Genomic DNA, 21,017 nt, shown 5'->3' with positions numbered 1-21,017 from the left:
CCACTGGACGTCGCACGTCCTCGCTTCTACGTTGGATGACGAATCGACGAAAGGCAGCACCTAGCTGAAAGCAGATGCCTCAGTCTTCACGGCACCCATAGCTTGCGGGGTTGACGGGCTGTTGATACTTCGGCAGCCCGTCAACTACCAGCAGGTACGACTCCATGACAAGCTCGCGGATGAGTTCGTCGTTAATCCCCGGGCCCGGCATGACGGTGATCCAGTGTTTCTTATTCATGTGGTAACCCGGAGTGATTGATTCAAAGCTTTCACAGAGTGCCCGCGCGTCCTGCGGATCAGCCTTGAGATTCACCATCCGCTTCCCGCGGACGGTTGAGATCATGAACCATTTACCGCATACTCGCGCGGCATCGCATTCTTCGTTAAAGGGATAAAGCTCGCTTGCGGGCAATTCGAGTGCAGCGTCAACAACGCTCTTCCAAAGCTGCTCATCATCTAGATCGGCCTTCATGAGGACCCCATTTGCTGCGTCTTTCGAGTAACAAAATGCATTGTCGGGCTGGTGGGATGTCCTGGGACGTGTCAGGAGGGTGTGCAAGGGTATGACTTCAGGACAAAGCCTTGGCGAGTTGATGAAGCGACAGCGACACAAGCGATTTACGACCACCAGCTGCTGGATCGATCTCTCGTTCAGCGTGAAAACACTCGCGATGTTCTACCTGCAAAAGCAGAAACGTACCAGGTCATTTTCGCGGGCGCTTCCCTCCATTAATGGCTTGTGCATAACGCCCAAGTTCCTTCACATTGTCGCCTCGCCAGCCGTTGGCTGCCGCCCACTCCATCATCTGTGTCGGAGGTAAGTTGAGGCCAGCATCGTGCAAACGGAGCAAGACCTCGATGACTCTGCTCTTCTCAAAGCCACGTGCAGCGATGGTATTGTTGTGGTTTATTACCTTTGTAATTTGCTCTAGCCCGTCAACTACTTCGCTATCCATCGGTTCTTCAACCGTTAACCGATGTGCAGCGCGAGTTTCGTCGTCGAATGACGGGGGCACCAAAACTTCTGACTTAGTTTCCCTCGCCCATGTATCCAGTGGATACGCCCACGTCACCACAGCAAGTGCGGTAATTCCGGTTCCATCGACAACTGAGCCGAGATCATCGGGGTGGGGATACATAGCGAGTACAGGACCATCGGCCCGATATATTCCATCCCTCGGAGTTGTCGACTTGACGCGGCGATCACTAGCGACGGATTCAAGAAAGAGATTGCTTCGCAGAGTCCGCTTTTGTGGCGTCCATAGGGTTAGAAATTGGTTACCTTGAAGGTGAGAACAGCACCAACGGAATGCAGCAATGCAGCCTTCTTCACTGAAATCAGAGATGGCGCATGGGTATTCTGGTTTCTTTTCAAACATCGTGTTCCTCTCGTAGTTGCAATGAGTCGGAGATGTGACCTGCCCGACTCTATCCGACGGCCTTTCTCAGGCATTCGTGATGGGATCGGATTTCGACTTGAGGTCGTCCCACGAATCGGAAGAAGCAATGTCGTCTTCATATGCGATGATATATCCCCAGTACTGATCTGCGAATTCCTCGATTCCGAGGAGGCGGTTGACAATTTCCTCTGCTGCGTGACGCTTGGCTTGCACCGTGTCGTCGGCACGACCGCCCTCGTTCTTTCCTTCGATGATCCAATAGATGCCTTGGTCGTCGAGCGCAACAAAGTCAGGGAAGTAGCGGTCTTTCGCAGTCTAAGCGATGACCGCCTTATCGTGGCTGTGCAACCTGTGCCACCACTTGATGTGTGGCGAGGTTTCAAGGAGTTTGGCGAGAAGGTGAAGCTGGCAAACAGATTGTTGACCTAGCCAAAATGATTTTCCCTAGCCTCGCCGAGCACATTCAGGACACAAGCACATTAGGTTCTATCTTGAACCGTCGTCCTACAAATTAAGCACTTCCGAACCACGGAAGCATGATATCTAACGGGTTCAGACCTATTATATCCAAGCTCAAATTGGAGCGGGCGACGGGAATCGAACCCGCGCTGTCAGCTTGGGAAGCTGAAGTTCTACCATTGAACTACGCCCGCGAGGCGCCTGATACCAATCAGTATGACCGGCACAACTCGTTCATCATAGCGGCTCCCCCGCCTGCAGTCCAAAGCATGACCTCTAGACTTAAAGGCGTGACTTCACCGAATCCACGCCCCGTCGTTGCCGCTGCAATCTTCGACCGCCTCCCCCACCCAAGCGCGCTTTTGTGCGCCTCCCGCTCCTACCCTGAAGATTTGCGAGGCCTCTTCGAGCTCCCCGGCGGAAAGGTTGAGGAAGGGGAAGACCCCCTGCACGGCCTCGTCCGCGAAATCGATGAAGAGCTGGGGTGTGCACTGAGGATTGCTGAACCGATCCTCACCCCCGAGGGGAAGTGGTGGCCAATCCTGAACGGTCGGGTGATGGCTGTGTGGGGGTGCACCCTTGCCGACCCCACCCAAACTTTGACTCCGGGAGCCTCACATCTCGAGTTACGGTGGGCTCCTCTTAATGAAGTGATGGATTTACCGTGGATCCCTGCCGATTTCCCCATCGTCCAGGCGGCAATCAATCAGTTCTCATCTGGGAAATCCATGTGAATCGGCGGATGATCAAGACAGATCCAGAATTTCTGTCAGAATAGCTTTATGCCGAAAATTATTGGAGATTCGCTGGCCGACCATCGCGAGCTCACGCGCAACCGTCTTTTTGATGCACTTGCAAGTCTTCTTGCTGAGCAGCCATTCGATTCAATCTCCATGTCGCAGATCGCTTCGCGGGCAAAGGTTGGACGCACCGCGGTCTACAACCACTTCCCCGACAAGGAAGTCCTACTGCTGGAATTCATGCGCCGGGTCACGGTGCAGTTCTCCCAAAAACTCCAAGAAGCGCTTGATCAGGTCAATGATCCACTTGCCCAACTGCGCATCTACATTCGTGCGCACTTGGAAATGACCACTCGTTATCACCTGAACTCGACCTTTAATCTGCGCACTCAAGTTTCACGTGAAAACTCTGTGCACCTGCACGACCACGCGGCGATTATTTCGACGCGGCTCTTGGAAATCCTCGCGCGTTGCATGGAAACAGGTGCAATTCCGCGGCAAAACCCCCACGTATTGATTCCGCTTATTCATTCATGCCTTGCTGGGAATCGTCTTCCGGCCAACCCTCAGACCCGCGAAGCAACAATCCGCACAGTCCAAGCCTTCATCTTGCGAGGCATAGGCGCTGATGTTGAGGTTCCTTCTTCAGCTGAACGCCCAGGATCTGACACCGCAGTTCAGGAAGTTTCGACTGCAGCAACGCCAGAAGGGGACGCTCGCGATAATTCGTATATGCGTTGTCCCGTCAGCGCCTGACATCGTGTGAATCAGCTAACTCCGATAGGATCGGGGAATAAGTGACCGGCACGAACCGTTGAGCTGGACATCAAGCGGGGCACGTGCCCCAACACGAATCAAAGGAGTGCCCTTCAATGAGTACCATCGAGCTCACCACTGAAAACTTCAACGAGACCGTTAATTCCGACAAGATCGTCCTGGTTGACTTCTGGGCGACCTGGTGCGGCCCGTGCCGTCAGTTCGGCCCCATCTTCGAGTCCGTCTCGGAGAAGCACCCCGACATCGTTTTCGGCAAGGTCGACACCGATGCGCAGCAGGAACTTGCTGCTTCCGCTCAGATTTCGTCGATCCCGACCCTGATGATCTTCCGCGAAGGTGTCCTGATCTTCCGTAACTCCGGTGCTCTTCCGGCAGCTGCTCTTGAGGACCTGATCTCTCAGGCAGAAGCCCTGAACATGGAAGAGGTTCACGCAGAAGCTAAGAAGCACCAGGAATCTCACAACGACTGATGCTTAAACACGGTGTGTGATAGGTGCGCACACCACCAAAACTCAAAAGGGGTTGGAGACGGCTTGACCGTCTCCAACCCCTTTTTCTGTCTAATTAAACGCAGCTTTAAGCGTTCAGCCAAGCAGTTCTTGAGCAACCAACTCTGCCAGCTGAATGGCGTTCAAAGCCGCTCCCTTGCGCAGGTTATCGCCGCTGACGACAAACACGATTCCACGGTTATCCGGAACCGCTTGATCCTGGCGAATACGGCCGACGAAAACATCGTCTTCACCCGCGGCCTCGAGCGGGGTCGGAACGTCGACAACGCGAACTCCGGGAGCACTGCTAAGCGCAGCCACGGCCTCGTCACGAGAAATCGAAGAGGGGAACTCAGCGTGGACGGTCATGGTGTGAGCGGTCAGGACCGGCACACGCACGCAAGTCCCGCTAACCAGAAGATTCGGGACGTGCAGGATACGACGCGACTCATTGCGAAGCTTCTGCTCTTCGTCGGTCTCAAAGCTGCCATCGTCGACAATCGAACCTGCCAAAGGCACAACATCGAAAGCGATAGGCGCGACGTAGACCTCAGGGGTGCCGAAATCAACGGCACGACCGTCGGTCGTGAGCCCCTCAAGATTTTGATCAGCAGCTCCACGGACCTGGTCAATAAGCTCGCGAACACCCTTGAGGCCTGAGCCAGAAACCGCCTGATAGGAGGAGACCGTCAGACGATCGATACCGCCTGCGGCGTCGGCAAGTGGCTTAATTGCGGGCATGACGGCCATGGTCGTGCAATTCGGGTTCGCGATGATTCCCTTGGGGCGCTTCGCAACGTCTTCACCGTTTACCTCGGAGACAACCAGCGGGACCTCGGGGTCCTTACGCCATGCGGAGGAGTTGTCGACGACGACCGCGCCGGCGGCCGCGAACTTGGGTGCATATTCGCGCGAGGCCGTAGCTCCCGCAGAGAAGATCGCAATATCGATCCCCGAGAAGTCAGCAGTTGCGACGTCCTCGACGATAACCTCTGCGCCCTTCCACGGCAGAGTCGAACCAGCCGAACGAGCGGACGCAAAGAAACGAATCGTTTCAACCGGGAAACCCCGCTCTTCCAAGATCGTGCGCATGACGCGACCAACCTGGCCGGTCGCACCAACAACAGCAACAGTCAAACCTGACATTTTCAAGCCTCTCTTATTAGCGACAGACCGACTCAGCGGCCAGTACCCGCGTACACGACGGCCTCGGAAACCTCTGCGTCCAGGCCGAAAGCGGAGTGAACAACGGCAACTGCGCGATCCAGATCATCCAGCTTCGTCACAATCGACAGACGGATCTCGGAAGAGGAAATCAGATCAATATTGATTCCCGCTTCTGACAGAGCAGCGAAGAGCCGTGCGGCCACACCGGGATTCGTACGCATACCCGTTCCGACCAGCGAAAGCTTGCCGATATTCGGGTTGTAGCGCACCTCCTTAAAGCCAATCTCATCCTTCGCGGACTCCAGCGCATCGAGCGCAACCTGGGCATCGGCCTCGGGAATGGTGAAGGTGATGTTCGCGCGGGTTGGATCTGCAACGGGAATGTTCTGAACAATCATGTCGATGTTCGCACCCGCAGCGGCGATCGTCTGGAAAACCATCGCGGCGCGGCCGGGGTGGTTCGGGACACCGGCGACCGTGATCTTGTCCTGGCCGCGGTCGTGAGCAATTCCAGAGATGATGGGCTGTTCCATCTTTCCTTCTTTCGGGTCGAGGAATGCGGCGTCAGGGACCAATCCCTTGAGCGCCGGCGAGGCCGGGCGGTCTGAAATCCAGGTTCCTTCCTTCTCGGAGAAGGAGGAACGAACGTGTAGGGGAACCTTGTAGCGGCGGGCGAATTCGACCGCGCGCAGGTGAAGAATCTTTGCGCCATGCGCCGCAAGTTCCAGGGTTTCTTCCGTTGAGATCGAGCGCAGGCGGTGTGCCTTGGGGACGATTCGCGGATCAGCAGAGAACAGGCCGTCGACGTCGGTGTAGATCTCGCACACATCGGCGTGCAAGGCAGCCGCGAGCGCAACCGCGGTGGTATCGGAACCGCCTCGGCCCAAAGTCGTCACATCATCATCATCAGAAATTCCTTGGAAACCGGCGACAATTGCGACCTGGCCTTCAGAGATTGAACGGGCGACACGTTCGGGGACCATTCCGGTGATCTGGGCGCGACCATACGCGGAGGTCGTGTGGATTCCGGCCTGCGCGCCGGTAAAGGCCTGTGCGGGAACACCCAACTCGTTAATTGCCATGGACAGAAGGGACATTGAAATACGCTCGCCGGCGGTGAGAAGGATGTCCATCTCGCGTTCGGGTGCGTTGTCGGTAATCTGCGCGGCGGTGTCCAGGAGCTCGTCGGTTGTGTCGCCCATTGCTGAAACGACAACAACAAGCTTGTGTCCCGCGTTCCGAGTCTCAACGATGCGCTTTGCAACGCGTTTAATCGCTTCAACGTCGGACACGGATGAGCCTCCGTACTTTTGCACGATGAGCGCCACGGGTGGTCCTAACTGTCTGCGTTTGGGTTATCTGTTCTTATCGTCCCTGAAAACTCGCGCACATGACGAGTACTGACCAACACGTGAACGTTTGTGTCGATTTATGAGCGTAACTTTCGGCACACTTGGCATATTCCTAGGACCAACGAATATGGTTGAGTTACATCCACGGAAGGAGTCCTCGATGCCGCACACGATTTATGGGACCCCGGTAGTTCACGGTGTCTCCTATGCGCCAATTGTTTGGACATCTCACCCGGCCCTTCCTTCCGACGATTTCACTCCCCTACCTCCCGAGGACCGCCCAGCCATTGCCGTCTCCCTTGAGGAGATCTGCAAGAAAGTCGGCGAGGAGCTCTTCGAACGCTCAGTGCATGCACTCGGAGATGTCTCAGACGTCCTCGTCATGACCGCGTCTTTAGCAACAGACCCAACGTGGATTCGCGAAGCTCAGTCTTGGATCTTCTCCGGTGTTCCGGCACCGCAATCAGTTGTTCGCGCGACCGATAAATTCGTCGAGGTTTTCCGTTCCTCTGGTGGACTCATGCTGGAGCGCATCGCCGACCTCTACGACGTCCGTGACCTAGTCCTTGCTCACCTTGCCGAGGCCGACTCTGGGGTCTTGGCATCAGGCGCGGGGACGTCCGTCAGTGCTTCTCAGAAAGCGGCTCCTTTCGCTCCTTATATCGTGTGTGCACGTGACCTATCCCCTTCGGATGCCGCGAACCTTGATCCCAGATATTGCGTTGGAATTGCAACGGAACTGGGCGGTCCGACCTCGCACACATCGATCATCGCGCGCCAATTGGGGATCCCCTGCATCGTTGCAGTACGCAACTTGAGCGAACTGCGCCAGGGGGATCTTGTATTGATGGATGCCTTTGTGGGATCTCTGGCAACCGAGGTTTCTGCCGAAGACGCACAAGCTGCTGTTCAACGAGATCAAAAGCGCGCACAGGCAGTAGCCAATTGGAATGCGCCCGCTCAGACCAACGATGAGCACCCCTTACAGCTTTTGGCCAACGTCCACGACTTCGCAAGCGCGCAGGCCGCAGCTCAATCTCCCCACCTTGAATCAATCGGCCTTTTGCGTTCAGAACTGGCCTTCTTGAACGCACACAGCGAGCCAACAATTGAAGAGCAGGTGAACTTTTACTCGGGGGTTTTTGAACAATTCCGAGGGCATTCAGTGTGCGTGCGCACCTTGGATGCGGGTTCAGATAAACCCCTGGCCTACGCAACGATCCCTGGGGAAGACAATCCTGCGCTGGGCGTCCGAGGAATCCGAACCTCTGGTCCCCACCCGCAGATCCTTCATAACCAACTGGAAGCGATCGCTCTGGCAGCCATCCAACACCGAGAAACTTCGGTATCAATCATGGCTCCCATGATTTCAACGATTGCCGAAGCCCAGTGGTTTGCTTCGACCGTCCGTCAACTTACCGAACGCTTCGAGGTCGAACTGCGCGCGGGAATCATGATCGAGGTCCCCGCGGCGGCAATTTTGATTGATTCCATGATGAAATACGTCGATTTCGTATCGATTGGGACGAATGATCTGACGCAGTACACGATGGCCGCAGATCGCATGTCACCTGACTTGGCTGAGTACTCCGATCCCTGGCAACCCGCACCTTTGCGCCTGATTGCACAGGTTGCGCGCGCTGGCCTTGAGCACGGGGTAAGCGTGAGCGTGTGTGGCGAGGCCGCGGCAGACCCGCTGCTCGCTTGCGTTTTCGTTGGTATGGGGATCCCCGCGCTGTCGATGCCGCGCTTGGCAATTCCCTCGGTGGGCGCGCAACTTGCGCAGGTCAGCCTGGCACAGTGTCGCTTAGCTGCCGCTTCCGTTGTCGAGGCCTCTGATCCCGGCGAGGCCCGCTACCGTGCGCGCGAAGCGCTCCAGGTGGAGTTTTAGGCCTCGCGAGAATAGGTCCAAAAATCCTGCAATTTAGCCGAAGAAATGCTGTACTATCAACGATGACGACGTCGTTATCAGGAGAGTTACAGTGGGTCTGCGTGACATCATTCGCGATATTTCGAACTTAACCGTACCCGGAAACATTGATCGCGCAGTTCAGTCCCACGTAGAGGCAGTACAGTCGCGCGTCGGTGCAGTTCAGTCTCGCGTGGAGTCCTTTCTGCAGCCGTTCAATGGCTCCGGTACTCCAGTTGTTCCTACTCCCACAGGTTCTTTCCCGACGGCTCTAGTCGCTACAACTCCCCCCACTGCAAACACCACCGAGTGCCTAGTCCCCCGCTACAACGGACGCTACATCTTCGAATGGATCGATGACATCAAAGCTTTCAAGCGCTCAGGAGACCTCGACCAGGCGCTGGCGCTAGCCCAAGCTTGCCTAACAGAAATGGTCAAAGCTGCGCTTCAAAACCCTAAGTGCGTCATGGAGTACTACGTCGCCCAGGTAACCATCATTCAGCACAAGATGAAGGACTACTCTGGCGAGCTCGCAACCTTGGATAGATGGTTCTCGCTGGGCCTGCCCGCGCCTCGCGAAGATTACCGCATCGACCTTCAGAAGCGTCGCGCCAAAGCACAGGAAATGCTTGCTAAACAACGCGGTGAGGACGCCTCTGCATATAACGCCGAATGGAAACGCCTCGTCGAGCTTGAAAAACACGTCAAAAGCACAACGTATTTTGACGCGCCGACAACCGGTTACACATCAATCCCTGCTGAAGAGCACTCAACCCCACGCATCACAGAGCAATACAATCCGAACCTCCGCCCCTACGCGCAGGTACGCTCATCTGCGCCCGCACGAGCGGCCTCGTCAAGACGCGAGCAGCCACGCAGTTCTGCATGGTCCGCTCCATCAAAAATCCTTGCGGCGCCAACCTTCGTCGCTGTCGATTTCGAGACCGCAAATCGCATGGGTGGCGTCTCTGCGTGCCAGATCGCACTTGTAAAGGTCCATCAGGGCCAGGTCATCGACCGCATGTCGACGCTGATCAAACCTCCTTCAGGTTACGATCACTTTGAATTCACGCACATCCACGGAATTACTGCGCGCGACGTCCACAACTCTCCATCATGGACAGATGTCGCACCCTATGCGCTGCGTTTTTCCGCTGGACTTCCCATGTATGCGCACAACGCAACCTTCGATAAGAGGGTCTGGCAGGAGCTGGACGAGTTCTTCCAAACCCGAACCTTGCCAAGCGACTTCTTCTGTTCCTATCGGACGGCAAAGGATCTAGTACCCGGATTGAGTGACTACAAACTGCCGACCGTCACACGTGCACTTGTTCCGGGTTTCCGTCTGAATCACCACGATGCAACCTCGGATGCCGAGGCCTGCGCCCTCATCGTCGCGGCTCTTCAACAAAGAAACCGCTAGCGATAACCGTAGGGGCGCCCTCATCGATGTGAGAGCGCCCCTATTCGCATTAGGTCTAGTTTTCTGCCGCCGGCAAGATGACCGAGAAGGTCGTTCCGTGTTCGCCGGGTGCACCCTCGCCTTCGCATAAGGTATCGACATCCACTCGGCCACCCAAGGCCTCGGCAATCGACGAAACGATCGATAGTCCAAGCCCCGAGGATCCTTTCCCCTGACGTGAGCGCGAAGTGTCGCCTCGGACGAAGCGATCAAAGACGGTCGCGCGCAGCTCGGGCGCAATACCCGGCCCATCATCAGCAACGCTCAGGCGCACAAATCCCGGCGTCGATGCGGTACCGGCGATCGTTTGCACCCCAACTTTGACGTGAGTGCCAGCGGGAGTGTGGATCCTCGCGTTATTGACTAGGTTTGCGAAGACCTGGCGAAGCGCAGACTCGTCACCCAGCACGGTGCAGGAAGTGCAGAAATCAGCCTCGTCATCAATTTCGGGAAGGTCCAGGCTCCACTGGTGATCCGGACCTGCCGCGTGGGCGTCTGACACTGCGTCGATGGCCAGAGGGATCACGTCTACCGGATCGCTGGCTAGTTCGCGTCCCGCATCAAGGCGAGCTAAAAGTAGAAGATCCTCAACCAGACCGGACATACGCGCAGACTCAGAGGCAATTCGGGAAAGCGCAAGCTCTTGGTCCGTTGCCCCGCGCTGAAGAAGCTGCGTGTAACCCTGAATCGATGCCAAGGGAGTGCGAAGCTCGTGCGAGGCATCGGCAACGAACTGGCGCAGGCGCTGCTCGGATTCAGCGCGGGCCTGAAGTGCCGTTTCAACGTTGTCGATCATCGTATTGAGGGCGTAACCAACATCGCCGACCTCATCACCAGGCTGGGCGATGGAGTAATCAACGCGTTGGAAATCCTCAACCGTTGGTGTGGCAATCAGGTCCTTGGAGCCGATGTTTCGCGCAGTCGCCGCTACCTCACCCAAGGGGAGCATTTCTTTGCGAATCCACTTGCGACCGATGAAAGTCGCGCCTGCGATCACGACAAGAGCGATGACGCCTTCAAGAGCCACCAACATAATCAGCGTCGAGTTATTGGCTGCCAAAGACAGGCCGACGACCAGTGTTGCCGACTCTGATTGACCGCACATAACCCTGAAAGAGCCTAAATTCGGCAAGCTGACATTGTGCCCATGTCTATCACAGCGCAAGGAGAGAATCTGCTGCTGAGCGGCACTATCGAGTTCCACCACATCAAATTGCTTGACGACACCGGAAACCACCTCATCATCATGTTTGATGAGCTGCAACTGGCCTTCTGCAGAACCTGGGCCTCGCAAACCACGCGGACCGTGTTCACTTGGCGGAGCAGAGGAACTTGGGGAATTCGACTGTGATGGTCCATGGTCATCGTCATGATCATCCTGGTCGTTCTGCGAGCCAGCCGTCGGAGGAGGGGGCGGAGGAACAGGTTGCTGCAAGCTGAGCTCTGCGTTCTTTTCAAGCCTGCTGAGCATGGATTCAAGCGAACTATCGAGCTTGGAGGACATCCACGAATGCATTGCGAGCGCCGAGGCGGCAAGCATGGTCACCAGCGCAAGAGCGACGGCTGCAGCAAGGAAACGACTCAGACGAACAGTGAGAAGACGCGATCGCTTGCGCTTTGGTCGAGGAGTGCTGTGCTTGGGGGTGGTCGCCTGTGGTTCAGAATTCGAAGCTTGGGGGGAAGAGCTTGTCATTGGCGCTCCTAGGAGGCTGGCCTGAGGATATAACCGGCTCCCCTGACCGTATGAATCATGGGTTCGCGCCCAGCGTCAATCTTCTTACGCAGGTAGGAGATATACAGTTCGACGATGTTTGCCTGACCGCCGAAATCGTAGGACCACACGCGGTCGAGGATCTGCGACTTCGAGAGGACAACATTGGGGTTTTCCATGAAGTAACGCAGAAGCTCAAATTCCGTGTTGGTGAGCGTAATCGCTTCACCGCCGCGCGCAACGTCGTGGGAGTCCTCGTCCAAGGTCAGGTCACCAACGGTCAGAACACGTTCAGCGGTAACCGAAGCCATTCCATAGCGGCGAAGCAGGGCATCGATACGCGCTGTCACTTCATCGAGATCGAAAGGCTTAGTGACGTAGTCATCTGCACCTGCACGCAGTCCGGCAACGCGATCGGCAACGGCGTCACGCGCCGTCAAGAACAGAACGGGAAGGTGTGGCTTGCGCTTACGCAGGCGTTCCAAGGTTTCCATTCCATCCAGTCCGGGCATCTGGATATCCAAGACCACGACATCGGGATCGAAGGTATCGGCTTTATCCAGTGCTTCCCAACCGTTTGCTGCCGTTTGGGTTTCCCAGCCTTGGTGACGCAGTGCTGATCCAAGTAGCTCGGCCAAGACCGATTCATCATCCACAACAAGGACGCGCGCTGGTGTCCCATCGGGGCGAATAAAGCTGGACTCTGTTGTACTCACGTCGCGATCCTTTCATAATTTCCGTGGAAATTCAGGACATATTGCGTCGGCCTTCCATCGCCCGTCCCAGGGTAATGGAATCCGCATATTCCAAATCGCCACCCACGGGAAGGCCCATGGCAAGTCGCGTTGTTGTCACACCGATTGTCGAGAGAGTGCGCGCTAGGTACGAGGCGGTTGCCTCACCTTCAATATTCGGGTTTGTCGCGATGATGACCTCTTGAACAACGCCATCTGACAGGCGTCCCAAAAGCTGGCGAATACTGAGCTGATCGGGGCCAATCCCGTGGATAGGATCAATGGCGCCGCCAAGCACGTGATAGCGTCCGCGGAATACCCGTGAATTCTCGATGGCCTGAATGTCCTTTGGTTCTTGGACGACACAGATCACGCTGGGGTCACGCCGCGGATCCCGACAGATCGAGCATTCATCGTCTTCAGTGAGGTTTCCACAGACGACACAGTGCTTGACCTGATGGCGGACCGCATTGATCGCAGTGGTGAGGCGCTCGACATCCTCGGGCTCGGCCTCGAGAAGGTGCAAAGCCATACGCTGCGCACTCTTTGGCCCCACTCCGGGAAGTTGTCCCAATTCATCAATGAGGTCTTGAAGAGCTCCTTCGTACATGCGTCACCACCCACCCTGGTCGTCAGTCTTTTGCTCGATGATGGTTCCGCCCAAAATATCCAAAACTGCTGGGATTCCAAAGAGATTCGATTCGGACATGTCCTGATCATCGATGCTGGCGCTGTCGTCCTCTGCCGCAGAAACGCTGGGGGTTGCGGGAATTTCCTGCGAGTCTTCCTCTGCCGAGGCCTCTGCTGAGACTTCCGGCTCCTCATCCGAACGCGCATTGTCAGTTGAATGTGTGTCCTCGCTAGAAGGCGCGTCGTCATCTTCTTCTATGCGCGCAAAACGCTGTGAAGGAAGTGGCGTCACCTCAGCAAAGTTCGGAACTTCAGGGGCAGACTCTTCTTCAAGCGGGTCAAAGCTTGGAGGCTGTACAACAGTTTCGCTCCAACCGGAGGTCGCGGCAGGCTCATCCTCTGGTTCATCATCAGGTTCAGGTGATGGAGCAGGTACTTCCTGTAAATCCTGCTCTACCTCTTCAACCTGATCCCCCGGATCAAAAGGGGGCGGCGCCTGAGTATGCCAATCGTAAGATTCCGGTGCCTGCGGATCATAGGGTTTCGAAGAATCGATCGGTTCCGCCGGAACATGGAATTCCGGTGTTGGTGCTGCTTCGTGCGCTGAAGCGTCTGTGTTGCCTGGTCCGGAGGGGACCGATTCTTGAGCAGCTGAAGCCTGAGCGGCTGCGGACTGAACGGGTGCGGCCTGGGCTGGCGTGCTCTGCACAGGAGCCGCAACGGAATGTGCATTGGCAGAAGGCGTTGAAACTGCTGGCCCACCACCGGATTGCCCCACCTGTGCGCTCACGTGCAATCGAACACCCAAGACGTCATAGATCGTGTCTTCCACGATCTGCGCTCGTCCCCCGTTTGTAAAGCTTGCGACCATCCCTTGACTGGGGAAGAGGATGACCAATTGGTCTCCGTCAACGGCTCCCAATTGCCCGTTTTGAGACAGCAAGCTCCACACAACCCTGCTGTGCGTGGCCAAGCGCTCAACAACATCTCCCCAGCGCTGCCGTACAAGATCCGCATTGGGTGCAGCAGCGGAGCTTGAAACCTGCGCAGGTGCTGGCGCGGGAGCGGACGAATGAGAAGGCGCAGGAACTTGCTCCGAAGCCTTTTCAGACACTTCATGGACAGCGTCACGAGGTGTCTGAGCAGCAGGAGCATCAACAGGAGCGCTGTGCTGCGCAGGTGCATCACTATGAGCAGCAGGGCGAGCAACCTCCCAGCCGCCGGATGAGGGCTGAGGCTGAGGAGCGCGTTCTGCCTGTCGAGGCGAATCAATACGGCCATCGACAAAAGCTTCTGGCGCCACCGAGGTGTCCTGGTCTCCGCTCTTTTGGGCTTTCTTGCGTGCAAGAGCTTCGCGTGCCTGACGAGCACCAAATGAACCCGAGCCAGCCGGGGCCTCGGCAGGGGCACCGCCCCCAACCAAGCCGACTCCACCAGAGAGCGGTCCCGGGGTACCCGCCATCCCACCAGTGACCGCCGCAGGTGCTACTCCATAGGCACCAGCAGTAGCATCAACGCCTGCACCGGGCACCAAGATTCGGCCGATGAGCAACTCAAGCTGCAACCTGGGTGAGGTCGCACCAGTCATGGAGCGAAGGGCCTCGTCAGTGAGGTCGGCAGCGCGCGACAAGGCCTGCGTGCCCCAGTTCTTTGCCTGGACGCTCATGCGTTCAAACTGATCGTGAGGCGTTCCCACCAAGACATCGTTGGCGCCATCACCCGCGACAGCAATAATCAACAGATCGCGTAAGCGCTGCAAGAAATCTTCGACAAAACGACGCGGGTCATGACCTGAAGACACCATTTTTTCGATCACGCGATACGCAGCAGAGCCGTCGCCCCCTGCAAGGGCATCGACAGTCTCATCCAAAAGCGCAGTATCCGTGTAGCCCAAAAGAGCAACAGCGGTCTTATATGCAATCTCTCCATCGATTGCGCCGGCCATCAACTGGTCCAAGACCGACAGAGAGTCACGCACAGAACCGCCACCGGCGCGGATGACCAGGGGAAGGACACCTTCACCGACGCGAATATGCTCCTCATCGCACAGAGTCTGCAGGTAGGGTTCCAAAATATCCGGCGGAACCAAGCGGAAAGGATAGTGATGCGTACGGGAACGAATGGTTCCAATGACGCGCTCAGGTTCCGTTGTCGCAAAGATGAACTTCACGTGCTCGGGCGGCTCTTCCACGAGCTTGAGCAGGGCATTGAAGCCCTGGGGGCTGACCATGTGGGCTTCGTCGATGATGAAGACCTTGTAGCGGTCACGCACCGGCGCAAAAGTAGCGCGCTCACGTAGGTCACGCGCATCATCCACACCACCGTGCGAGGCGGCGTCGATTTCAACAACGTCGAGGGAACCCGGACCACCGGTTGCCAGTTCACGACAGGACTCACATTGACCGCAAGGCGTATCCGTTGGACCTTCAGCGCAGTTCAGGCAACGCGCCAAAATACGCGCAGAGGTCGTCTTTCCGCACCCGCGCGGACCAGAGAATAAGTACGCGTGATTGACCCTGTGGGCACGCAAAGCTGCCTGGAGGGGTTTGGTCACGTGTTCCTGGCCGATGACCTGTTCAAAGGTATCGGGCCTGTACCGGCGATAAAGAGCTGTCGTCACACTTGAACTTTACGGCCCCGCGCGCTCATTTGCGTCCTGTTTTCACCACAAGCCGCAAGAACACAGCGAAAATCATAAAAGTGGAGGCCCAAGCAGTTTCCCACTGAACACTGTCTGAGTCACTTCGTTGTCGCCAGGCCAGCGGTAGTAATGCAGATATAAAAGAATCCCCCGCGTACCCGGCAGCGCACCCTTATCCTTGCTGCATTCCTGCCCTGGGGAGGTTCGGATGATACCGTCACGCGGAGGATCCGAGAATAGTCTACACGGCACGGGCCACAACCTGCGACCCGTGTTATTTATCGAAGTTTTCCTTCCGCTTCCCCTAGCCCTCTGACCCCCACATTTGGACGCTCATCAGGCTCGATATAAAATTGAATCCAGTTAATTACCTTAGGCACTACGCCTGAACATTTTGGTAGAAAGCTGGAGAGCTTCAATGCGAATCAAACTGACTCGTGCAGCGATCGCACTACTTTTTGTAGCAGCAACGCCCATCCTTGCTCAGCAGTTGACGCAGGCTACTGAAATCGCGGGCCCCACCACTCCTAACTCCACAGAGCCGACGATTCATTCACCAAAGCGCTCAGAGTTGGCTAAGACCGGTTTTGGATCAGAAGTACTCATTGCAGCGACCTTAGTCGCAACCGCTGGCGCAGCCACTTTCACAGCACGAAAGCACCGCGGTTCAAAGAGTAGGTAGGCTACACACATGGCGGCAGATACGACAACACAGTTCGTGCTCGACACAATCGAGGCACTTGACGCGGTTGACGCGCAAGAAGCGGTCGCGTTTTTACGTATGATGCTCGATTGTGATGGCCCTGATGTCGACGGGGCCGTGACGTCACTCATCGATTACGACATCGTCTCCCCAGACTGGGTAGAGCGGCTGCAAGAAGTCAATCGCAACGCATCGGGACTTTACGACGAAGAACTCGCTGAGCTTCGCGAAGGCCTCGCGCTCAAGAAAAACCGGTAGCGTAGCCCCGCGTCCACTACGTTGTGAACCTGTAGGTTACGTTGTCATGCCCCGCACTAGCTGAAGCTGTTGGGTTTTTCTTGCCCTTTTGTTGCCCTTAATGACACGGATAGCTGAAAAAGAAACGAAAAGACGAGCAGGCTTCGTCGCCACGAACCGCGACTTTTCCTTATTCTCACAATGAAAAACCCCGGAACTTCAACAAAGTTCCGAGGCTATCAGCGGAGGATGGGGGATTCGAACCCCCGAGGGCTTGCACCCAACACGCTTTCCAAGCGTGCGCCATAGGCCACTAGGCGAATCCTCCGGAGCGTGAAACACGCACCCCGTAATGCTAGCGGAATTCGTCGAAATCACGAAATTTTCACGCCAGCTTTCGGCGTGGAATCCCTCACGAAGAGCGCCAGAATAGTGCCATCCAGACCAGGAACCAGATCAGAATCCCTACAACTCCGGCGATAATTGCCGCAATCGACGCCCTGCGTCCCACACCGTTCATACTCGTCGAACCGACAAGTCCAATGATTCCTAGAATCACGGCTGCAATCGCGGGAAAGAAGAATAGTGAGAGCGTGCTTACCCACGCCGCAATATTTGCAATCGTATTGACCTGCGGTTTGGGAGAGGTGTAACCGGGGCTTGCAAACACATCAAGCAAAGAGGTGTCGTCACTGCCCGGGAACACCATGCTCTGCGGCTGTTCGGACTTTGGCTGCCCTAAGTGTGGAGTTGGTCCATAGGGGTCTAGGACGGTCGAGGCCATTGCTGGATTGGCAGCATTGGTTGCGCTTGTCCCACTGCCGCCGGGAGCATAGGGATTGAGTGCCATGAATACCCTCCGATACTCCTACGACCTACACACACATTGATTCCTTCCTCAAGCATGCCATATCTCATGCCTTCAAGGTCAATACTGCCGCACTAGGCCGCAACCGAACGAAGTAAGGCCGTCCTGTGAGGCGCCACATAGCGAGCACTTTTACACAATACTCAGATTTCGGTCTATGCTGGTGTTCCGACCGGTTTCGGCCCAGACCCTTCAACTGATCGGAGATTTAGCAGCATGTCTGTTGCACAATCAGGATTCTTCCGCTGGAAACTTCATGGCGATGGCACCAGTATTGCTCCCGGTGACGTAGTTCTTCCCGGCGAACGTCTTTCTTGGCCTCGAACAATTGGAATTGGCGCACAACACGTCGTTGCAATGTTCGGGGCAACTTTTTTGGTTCCTTTGCTCACCGGTTTCCCACCGTCAACGACATTGTTCTTCTCGGCAATTGGAACGCTCCTCTTCTTCCTTATCACTGCAGGACGACTCCCAAGTTATTTGGGGTCGTCCTTCGCTTTAATTTCGCCGATCTTGGCAGTCTCCGGAACTAAGGAACTTGGCCCGAGCTTCGCACTGGGCGGCATCATCGCCACCGGTGCAACCCTGGCTCTTGTCGGCATCATCGTTCACTTCGCAGGTGTTCGCTGGATCGACGCGATCATGCCCCCGACCGTTACAGGCGCAATCGTTGCCCTCATCGGCCTGAACCTTGCACCCGCCGCATGGAACTGGGTGAAGACCGGCCCCATCACCGCAGTCATCACAATCCTCTCCATCTGCTTGATCACGGTTCTGTTCAAGGGAATCATCGGCCGCCTCTCGATCCTCTTCGGCGTGCTCATCGGTTACATTGCTGCTGTCATCCAGCACGAGGTGAACTTCGAGACCGTTCGCGAGGCCGCTTGGTTCGGTCTCCCGCAATTCCAGACTCCCTCCTTCTCCGTCTCCACCCTGGGCCTCTTTATCCCCGTGGTCTTCGTCCTCATCGCAGAAAACGTCGGCCACGTGAAGTCGGTTTCCGCAATGACCGGTGAAAACCTCGATGACCTGACGGGTCGCGCGCTCTTCGCTGATGGCCTTTCCACCATGCTCGCAGGTGCGGGCGGCGGTTCTGGTACGACGACCTACGCCGAAAACATCGGCGTTATGGCAGCAACCCGCGTCTACTCGACGGCTGCCTACCTGGTCGCGGCCTGCTGTGCCTTCCTGCTCTCGCTCATGCCGAAGTTCGGTGCGCTCATCGCAACGATTCCCTCCGGTGTCCTCGGTGGCGCTGGTACCGTCCTCTACGGCATGATCGGCATGCTCGGCGTTCGAATCTGGGTCCAGAACCGCGTTGATTTCGCCAACCCGGTCAACCTCAACACTGCTGCTATCGCTCTGATTGTCGCAATTGCCGACTTCACCTGGAACATCAGCGGCATGACCTTCGGTGGCATCGCCCTGGGCACCGCCGCTGCGATCATCGTCTACCACGGCATGCGCGGTATTTCGAAGCTGCGTGGCACCAACCTTGAGCAGGCTTCGCCCGCTTCGGCTCCGGCAGGATCCGAACTCGAGAGCGAACCCTACGCTTCACGGCATCGCTCCACTCAAGCCTGATCATTTCTGATCGCTATGGCCGGGGTGTCCGAAAGGACACCCCGGCCTTGGCATTTACCTGATTTCCGCTTAATACCAACCATTTCCTACTGAGCGCAGCTCACTTACTAAACCGGACGTCCGTTATAGTTATGTGCTAACATCTGCTCATGCGCTCTGAATCGACACGGACTCGATGGGCATTTCTTCTTGTGATTTCGCTGGGGCTGTTCATCGTTGCAGCCGATAACTCCATCCTCTACGTCGCTCTTCCCACGCTTCGATCTGAACTCCACACGACCCATCAGCAAGGCTTGTGGATCATCAACGCCTACCCTCTGGTTCTGGCCGGCCTTCTATTGGGAACCGGAACCCTGGGAGACAAGATCGGACACCGACGCATGTTCGAAGTCGGGCTCGTCATCTTCGGCCTTGCATCCAGTGCTGCAGCATTCGCGCCAAATGTCGCGATCCTCATCGCTGCACGAGGATTCCTTGGCGCAGGGGCTGCGGTCCTCATGCCTTCAACCCTTGCGCTCATCCGCCAGACCTTCCTTGAACCCCGCGAGCGTAACACCGCCATTGGTATCTGGGGATCCGTAGCCACCGTCGGATCGGCCGTCGGCCCACTCTTGGGCGGCTTCCTTCTCACTCACACGTGGTGGGGAGCAGTGTTCCTAATCAACATTCCCATCGTCATCATCGCCTTGGTCAGCACATACCTTCTTGCACCTGACAATTACCCCAACCCCAAACGCAGCTGGGACTTCATGTCCTCTCTCTACGCAATGATCACCATGGTCGGCCTGGTTCTCACAATTGAAAATCTTGCTCACACACCTATTGACACGACCCTTGTCGCGACCGGCATCGTCCTATTCATCATCGGCATGCTGCTCTTCATCCATCGCCAGCGTTACCTAGACGTTCCTCTTCTGACCCTTGATGTCTTTCGCAGCCGCCTCTTCACAGCGGGGTTCCTCGGCGCATTCCTTGGCATGTTTGTGGTCTCTGGAATGGAAATCCTGACAACCCAGCGTTTTCAACTGTCAGCAGGTTTTACTCCGCTCCAAGCTGGCCTTGTCACAGGCGTCGTTGCTGTAGCAGCATTCCCGGGCGCTATCTTGGGCGGCCGCTACGTCGATCGCTTGGGATTTAGAACTGTCATCTCAGGCGGCTATGTCATTGCAAGCATCGCCGGAATCATTGCGATCATCGCTATCAAGGAAAACCTCTTCCTCATCTTCATGATCGCGCTCGCACTCCTAGGTACGGGAACTGGCCTGGCTATGAGCGTCACCTCAACTGCAATCATCGGTTCAGCCCCAGCCCGCCGGACCGGCATGGCCTCGGCAATCGAATCGGTTTCCTACGAGTTTGGAACGATGCTTTCGGTGGCGGTCTTGGGTTCACTGATGTCGCTGTTTTACACTCTCAATGCGGCCCCCGAAGTCGCCCACAACATGGACGTTTCTGCCCATGACCCAGTTCTTGCACCCATGGCTGCAAGCGCCATCGATACCGCCTATACATGGACACTATCCATTGCGATCGCAGTTGCCCTGAGCGCTGCAATCGCAACAGCCGTACTTCTCAAAGACAATCCGAAGGAGACCAAGTATGCGCACGAGTAAAAAATCGCAGCTCATCCAGGCCGCCTTGGAGATCATCGATAAGAAGAGCCTGGACGCACTGACCTACGACTCCCTCGCGAAGGCCTCGGGAATGTCTAAATCCGGACTTCTCTACCACTTCCCCTCCCGCACTGCGCTACTTTTGGCGCTCAACGAGCACTTGGCCTCGTCATGGAGGGCAAGCCTTCTCGAGGCCGCGGGTGCCCCTCCCGAGGAGCTATCGGCCCGCGAACGCCTACGCGCCGTCGTGGAAGTACTCTCGCAAAGCGCGACCCGCGCAGACCTTCTTTTGGCGCTCGATACCCATACGCGCGAAGAGGGCGCCGAGGTGTGGGATGAGATCTTAGGCCCCTGGTTGCTTCCTCGCGAAGAAATTTTGGCCGATCCAGATATCTACCTGCTGTACATCATTGCCGACGGCCTGTGGGTGCACGACCACATCAATTCCTACGATCTGACCACACAGGAACGCCGTGCACTGATCACGGCTGCGTTGGCGTATTTGGATTCGCTACCCGACGTTTCGCAGGCACATTTCTAAA

At 56.5% G+C, this 21,017-nt stretch carries 20 protein-coding genes, 2 tRNA genes and 1 other RNA gene; 10 read left to right on the top strand and 13 right to left on the bottom strand.

Features of this window, described 5'->3' with window-relative positions; all coding sequences use genetic code 11:
* Nucleotides 1–79: 79 nt before the first annotated feature.
* From ADG72_RS04920 to ADG72_RS04900, 4 genes are all read right to left on the bottom strand, one after another.
* A complete protein-coding gene (locus tag ADG72_RS04920) occupies nucleotides 80–472 on the bottom strand; it encodes an MmcQ/YjbR family DNA-binding protein (protein WP_048712783.1) in 393 nt (130 codons plus the stop codon).
* 232 nt (nucleotides 473–704) lie between these two features.
* A complete protein-coding gene (locus tag ADG72_RS04910) occupies nucleotides 705–1,139 on the bottom strand; it encodes a hypothetical protein (RefSeq protein WP_048712778.1) in 435 nt (144 codons plus the stop codon).
* A gap of 306 nt (nucleotides 1,140–1,445) precedes the next feature.
* Nucleotides 1,446–1,613, bottom strand: a complete 168-nt coding sequence (locus ADG72_RS08670; RefSeq protein WP_157857681.1) for a hypothetical protein — start codon at nucleotides 1,611–1,613, stop codon at nucleotides 1,446–1,448.
* A gap of 366 nt (nucleotides 1,614–1,979) precedes the next feature.
* A tRNA-Gly gene (locus ADG72_RS04900) sits at nucleotides 1,980–2,053 on the bottom strand.
* A 96-nt stretch (nucleotides 2,054–2,149) separates the two neighbouring features.
* On the opposite strand from ADG72_RS04900, the gene ADG72_RS04895 reads away from it, so the two are divergent.
* From ADG72_RS04895 to trxA, 3 genes are all read left to right on the top strand, one after another.
* The gene (locus ADG72_RS04895; protein ID WP_157857680.1) at nucleotides 2,150–2,593 is read left to right on the top strand and encodes a (deoxy)nucleoside triphosphate pyrophosphohydrolase; all 444 of its coding nucleotides are present in this window, start codon (nucleotides 2,150–2,152) and stop codon (nucleotides 2,591–2,593) included.
* A gap of 48 nt (nucleotides 2,594–2,641) precedes the next feature.
* Nucleotides 2,642–3,355 (top strand): TetR/AcrR family transcriptional regulator, encoded by a 714-nt coding sequence (locus ADG72_RS04890; RefSeq protein ID WP_048712774.1) that lies wholly within the window; start codon nucleotides 2,642–2,644, stop codon nucleotides 3,353–3,355.
* Between the two features lie 116 nt (nucleotides 3,356–3,471).
* Nucleotides 3,472–3,846, top strand: coding sequence for a thioredoxin (gene trxA, locus ADG72_RS04885; RefSeq protein WP_048712771.1), 375 nt, complete (start codon nucleotides 3,472–3,474; stop codon nucleotides 3,844–3,846).
* A 114-nt stretch (nucleotides 3,847–3,960) separates the two neighbouring features.
* Here trxA and ADG72_RS04880 read toward each other — a convergent pair whose 3' ends face one another.
* Together ADG72_RS04880 and ADG72_RS04875 are read right to left on the bottom strand one after the other, a co-directional pair.
* On the bottom strand, nucleotides 3,961–5,010 hold the full coding sequence (locus ADG72_RS04880) for an aspartate-semialdehyde dehydrogenase (protein ID WP_048712769.1): 1,050 nt from the start codon (nucleotides 5,008–5,010) through the stop codon (nucleotides 3,961–3,963).
* Nucleotides 5,011–5,042: 32 nt separating this feature from the next.
* Nucleotides 5,043–6,359, bottom strand: a complete 1,317-nt coding sequence (locus ADG72_RS04875) for an aspartate kinase (protein ID WP_048712765.1) — start codon at nucleotides 6,357–6,359, stop codon at nucleotides 5,043–5,045.
* Nucleotides 6,360–6,543: 184 nt separating this feature from the next.
* On the opposite strand from ADG72_RS04875, the gene ADG72_RS04870 reads away from it, so the two are divergent.
* Together ADG72_RS04870 and ADG72_RS08815 are read left to right on the top strand one after the other, a co-directional pair.
* Nucleotides 6,544–8,274, top strand: coding sequence for a phosphoenolpyruvate--protein phosphotransferase (locus tag ADG72_RS04870; protein ID WP_048712763.1), 1,731 nt, complete (start codon nucleotides 6,544–6,546; stop codon nucleotides 8,272–8,274).
* A gap of 91 nt (nucleotides 8,275–8,365) precedes the next feature.
* Entirely contained in the window at nucleotides 8,366–9,715 is a 1,350-nt protein-coding gene (locus tag ADG72_RS08815; RefSeq protein WP_239667663.1) for a 3'-5' exonuclease, read from the top strand.
* Nucleotides 9,716–9,770: 55 nt separating this feature from the next.
* On the opposite strand, the gene ADG72_RS04860 is transcribed toward ADG72_RS08815, so the two are convergent.
* From ADG72_RS04860 to ffs, 5 genes are all read right to left on the bottom strand, one after another.
* The gene (locus tag ADG72_RS04860; protein ID WP_048712760.1) at nucleotides 9,771–11,447 is read right to left on the bottom strand and encodes a sensor histidine kinase; all 1,677 of its coding nucleotides are present in this window, start codon (nucleotides 11,445–11,447) and stop codon (nucleotides 9,771–9,773) included.
* Nucleotides 11,448–11,455: 8 nt separating this feature from the next.
* The gene (locus ADG72_RS04855) at nucleotides 11,456–12,181 is read right to left on the bottom strand and encodes a response regulator transcription factor (protein WP_048712758.1); all 726 of its coding nucleotides are present in this window, start codon (nucleotides 12,179–12,181) and stop codon (nucleotides 11,456–11,458) included.
* A gap of 31 nt (nucleotides 12,182–12,212) precedes the next feature.
* Nucleotides 12,213–12,809, bottom strand: a complete 597-nt coding sequence (gene recR, locus ADG72_RS04850; protein WP_019126766.1) for a recombination mediator RecR — start codon at nucleotides 12,807–12,809, stop codon at nucleotides 12,213–12,215.
* A gap of 3 nt (nucleotides 12,810–12,812) precedes the next feature.
* The gene (locus tag ADG72_RS04845; RefSeq protein ID WP_048712755.1) at nucleotides 12,813–15,449 is read right to left on the bottom strand and encodes a DNA polymerase III subunit gamma and tau; all 2,637 of its coding nucleotides are present in this window, start codon (nucleotides 15,447–15,449) and stop codon (nucleotides 12,813–12,815) included.
* A gap of 159 nt (nucleotides 15,450–15,608) precedes the next feature.
* Nucleotides 15,609–15,704: signal recognition particle sRNA small type (gene ffs, locus ADG72_RS08445), an RNA gene on the bottom strand.
* Nucleotides 15,705–15,888: 184 nt separating this feature from the next.
* Between ffs and ADG72_RS04840 the strand changes: the two genes are divergently transcribed.
* Together ADG72_RS04840 and ADG72_RS04835 are read left to right on the top strand one after the other, a co-directional pair.
* Nucleotides 15,889–16,152 carry a hypothetical protein gene (locus tag ADG72_RS04840; protein WP_048712752.1) on the top strand — a complete coding sequence of 88 codons (264 nt, stop codon included), beginning with the start codon at nucleotides 15,889–15,891 and terminating at the stop codon, nucleotides 16,150–16,152.
* 9 nt (nucleotides 16,153–16,161) lie between these two features.
* On the top strand, nucleotides 16,162–16,431 hold the full coding sequence (locus tag ADG72_RS04835; protein WP_048712750.1) for a hypothetical protein: 270 nt from the start codon (nucleotides 16,162–16,164) through the stop codon (nucleotides 16,429–16,431).
* Nucleotides 16,432–16,653: 222 nt separating this feature from the next.
* Here the strand turns inward: ADG72_RS04835 and ADG72_RS04830 are convergent.
* Nucleotides 16,654–16,738, bottom strand: a tRNA-Ser gene (locus ADG72_RS04830).
* Nucleotides 16,739–16,822: 84 nt separating this feature from the next.
* On the bottom strand, nucleotides 16,823–17,260 hold the full coding sequence (locus ADG72_RS04825) for a DUF4190 domain-containing protein (RefSeq protein WP_048712747.1): 438 nt from the start codon (nucleotides 17,258–17,260) through the stop codon (nucleotides 16,823–16,825).
* 234 nt (nucleotides 17,261–17,494) lie between these two features.
* Between ADG72_RS04825 and ADG72_RS04820 the strand changes: the two genes are divergently transcribed.
* From ADG72_RS04820 to ADG72_RS04810, 3 genes are all read left to right on the top strand, one after another.
* Nucleotides 17,495–18,862 (top strand): uracil-xanthine permease family protein, encoded by a 1,368-nt coding sequence (locus tag ADG72_RS04820; RefSeq protein WP_048712746.1) that lies wholly within the window; start codon nucleotides 17,495–17,497, stop codon nucleotides 18,860–18,862.
* 149 nt (nucleotides 18,863–19,011) lie between these two features.
* On the top strand, nucleotides 19,012–20,475 hold the full coding sequence (locus ADG72_RS04815; RefSeq protein ID WP_048712743.1) for an MFS transporter: 1,464 nt from the start codon (nucleotides 19,012–19,014) through the stop codon (nucleotides 20,473–20,475).
* The gene (locus ADG72_RS04810) at nucleotides 20,462–21,016 is read left to right on the top strand and encodes a TetR/AcrR family transcriptional regulator (RefSeq protein ID WP_048712740.1); all 555 of its coding nucleotides are present in this window, start codon (nucleotides 20,462–20,464) and stop codon (nucleotides 21,014–21,016) included. The genes ADG72_RS04815 and ADG72_RS04810 overlap by 14 nt, the downstream gene beginning before the upstream one ends.
* Nucleotide 21,017 lies beyond the last annotated feature (1 nt).

It is taken from the genome of Trueperella pyogenes (assembly GCF_001070855.1).
GTDB classification, from domain to species: Bacteria; Actinomycetota; Actinomycetes; order Actinomycetales; family Actinomycetaceae; genus Pauljensenia; species Pauljensenia pyogenes_A.
Note: the sequence above shows the minus strand (reverse complement) of the source record. Positions and strands in the feature narration are given on the sequence as shown.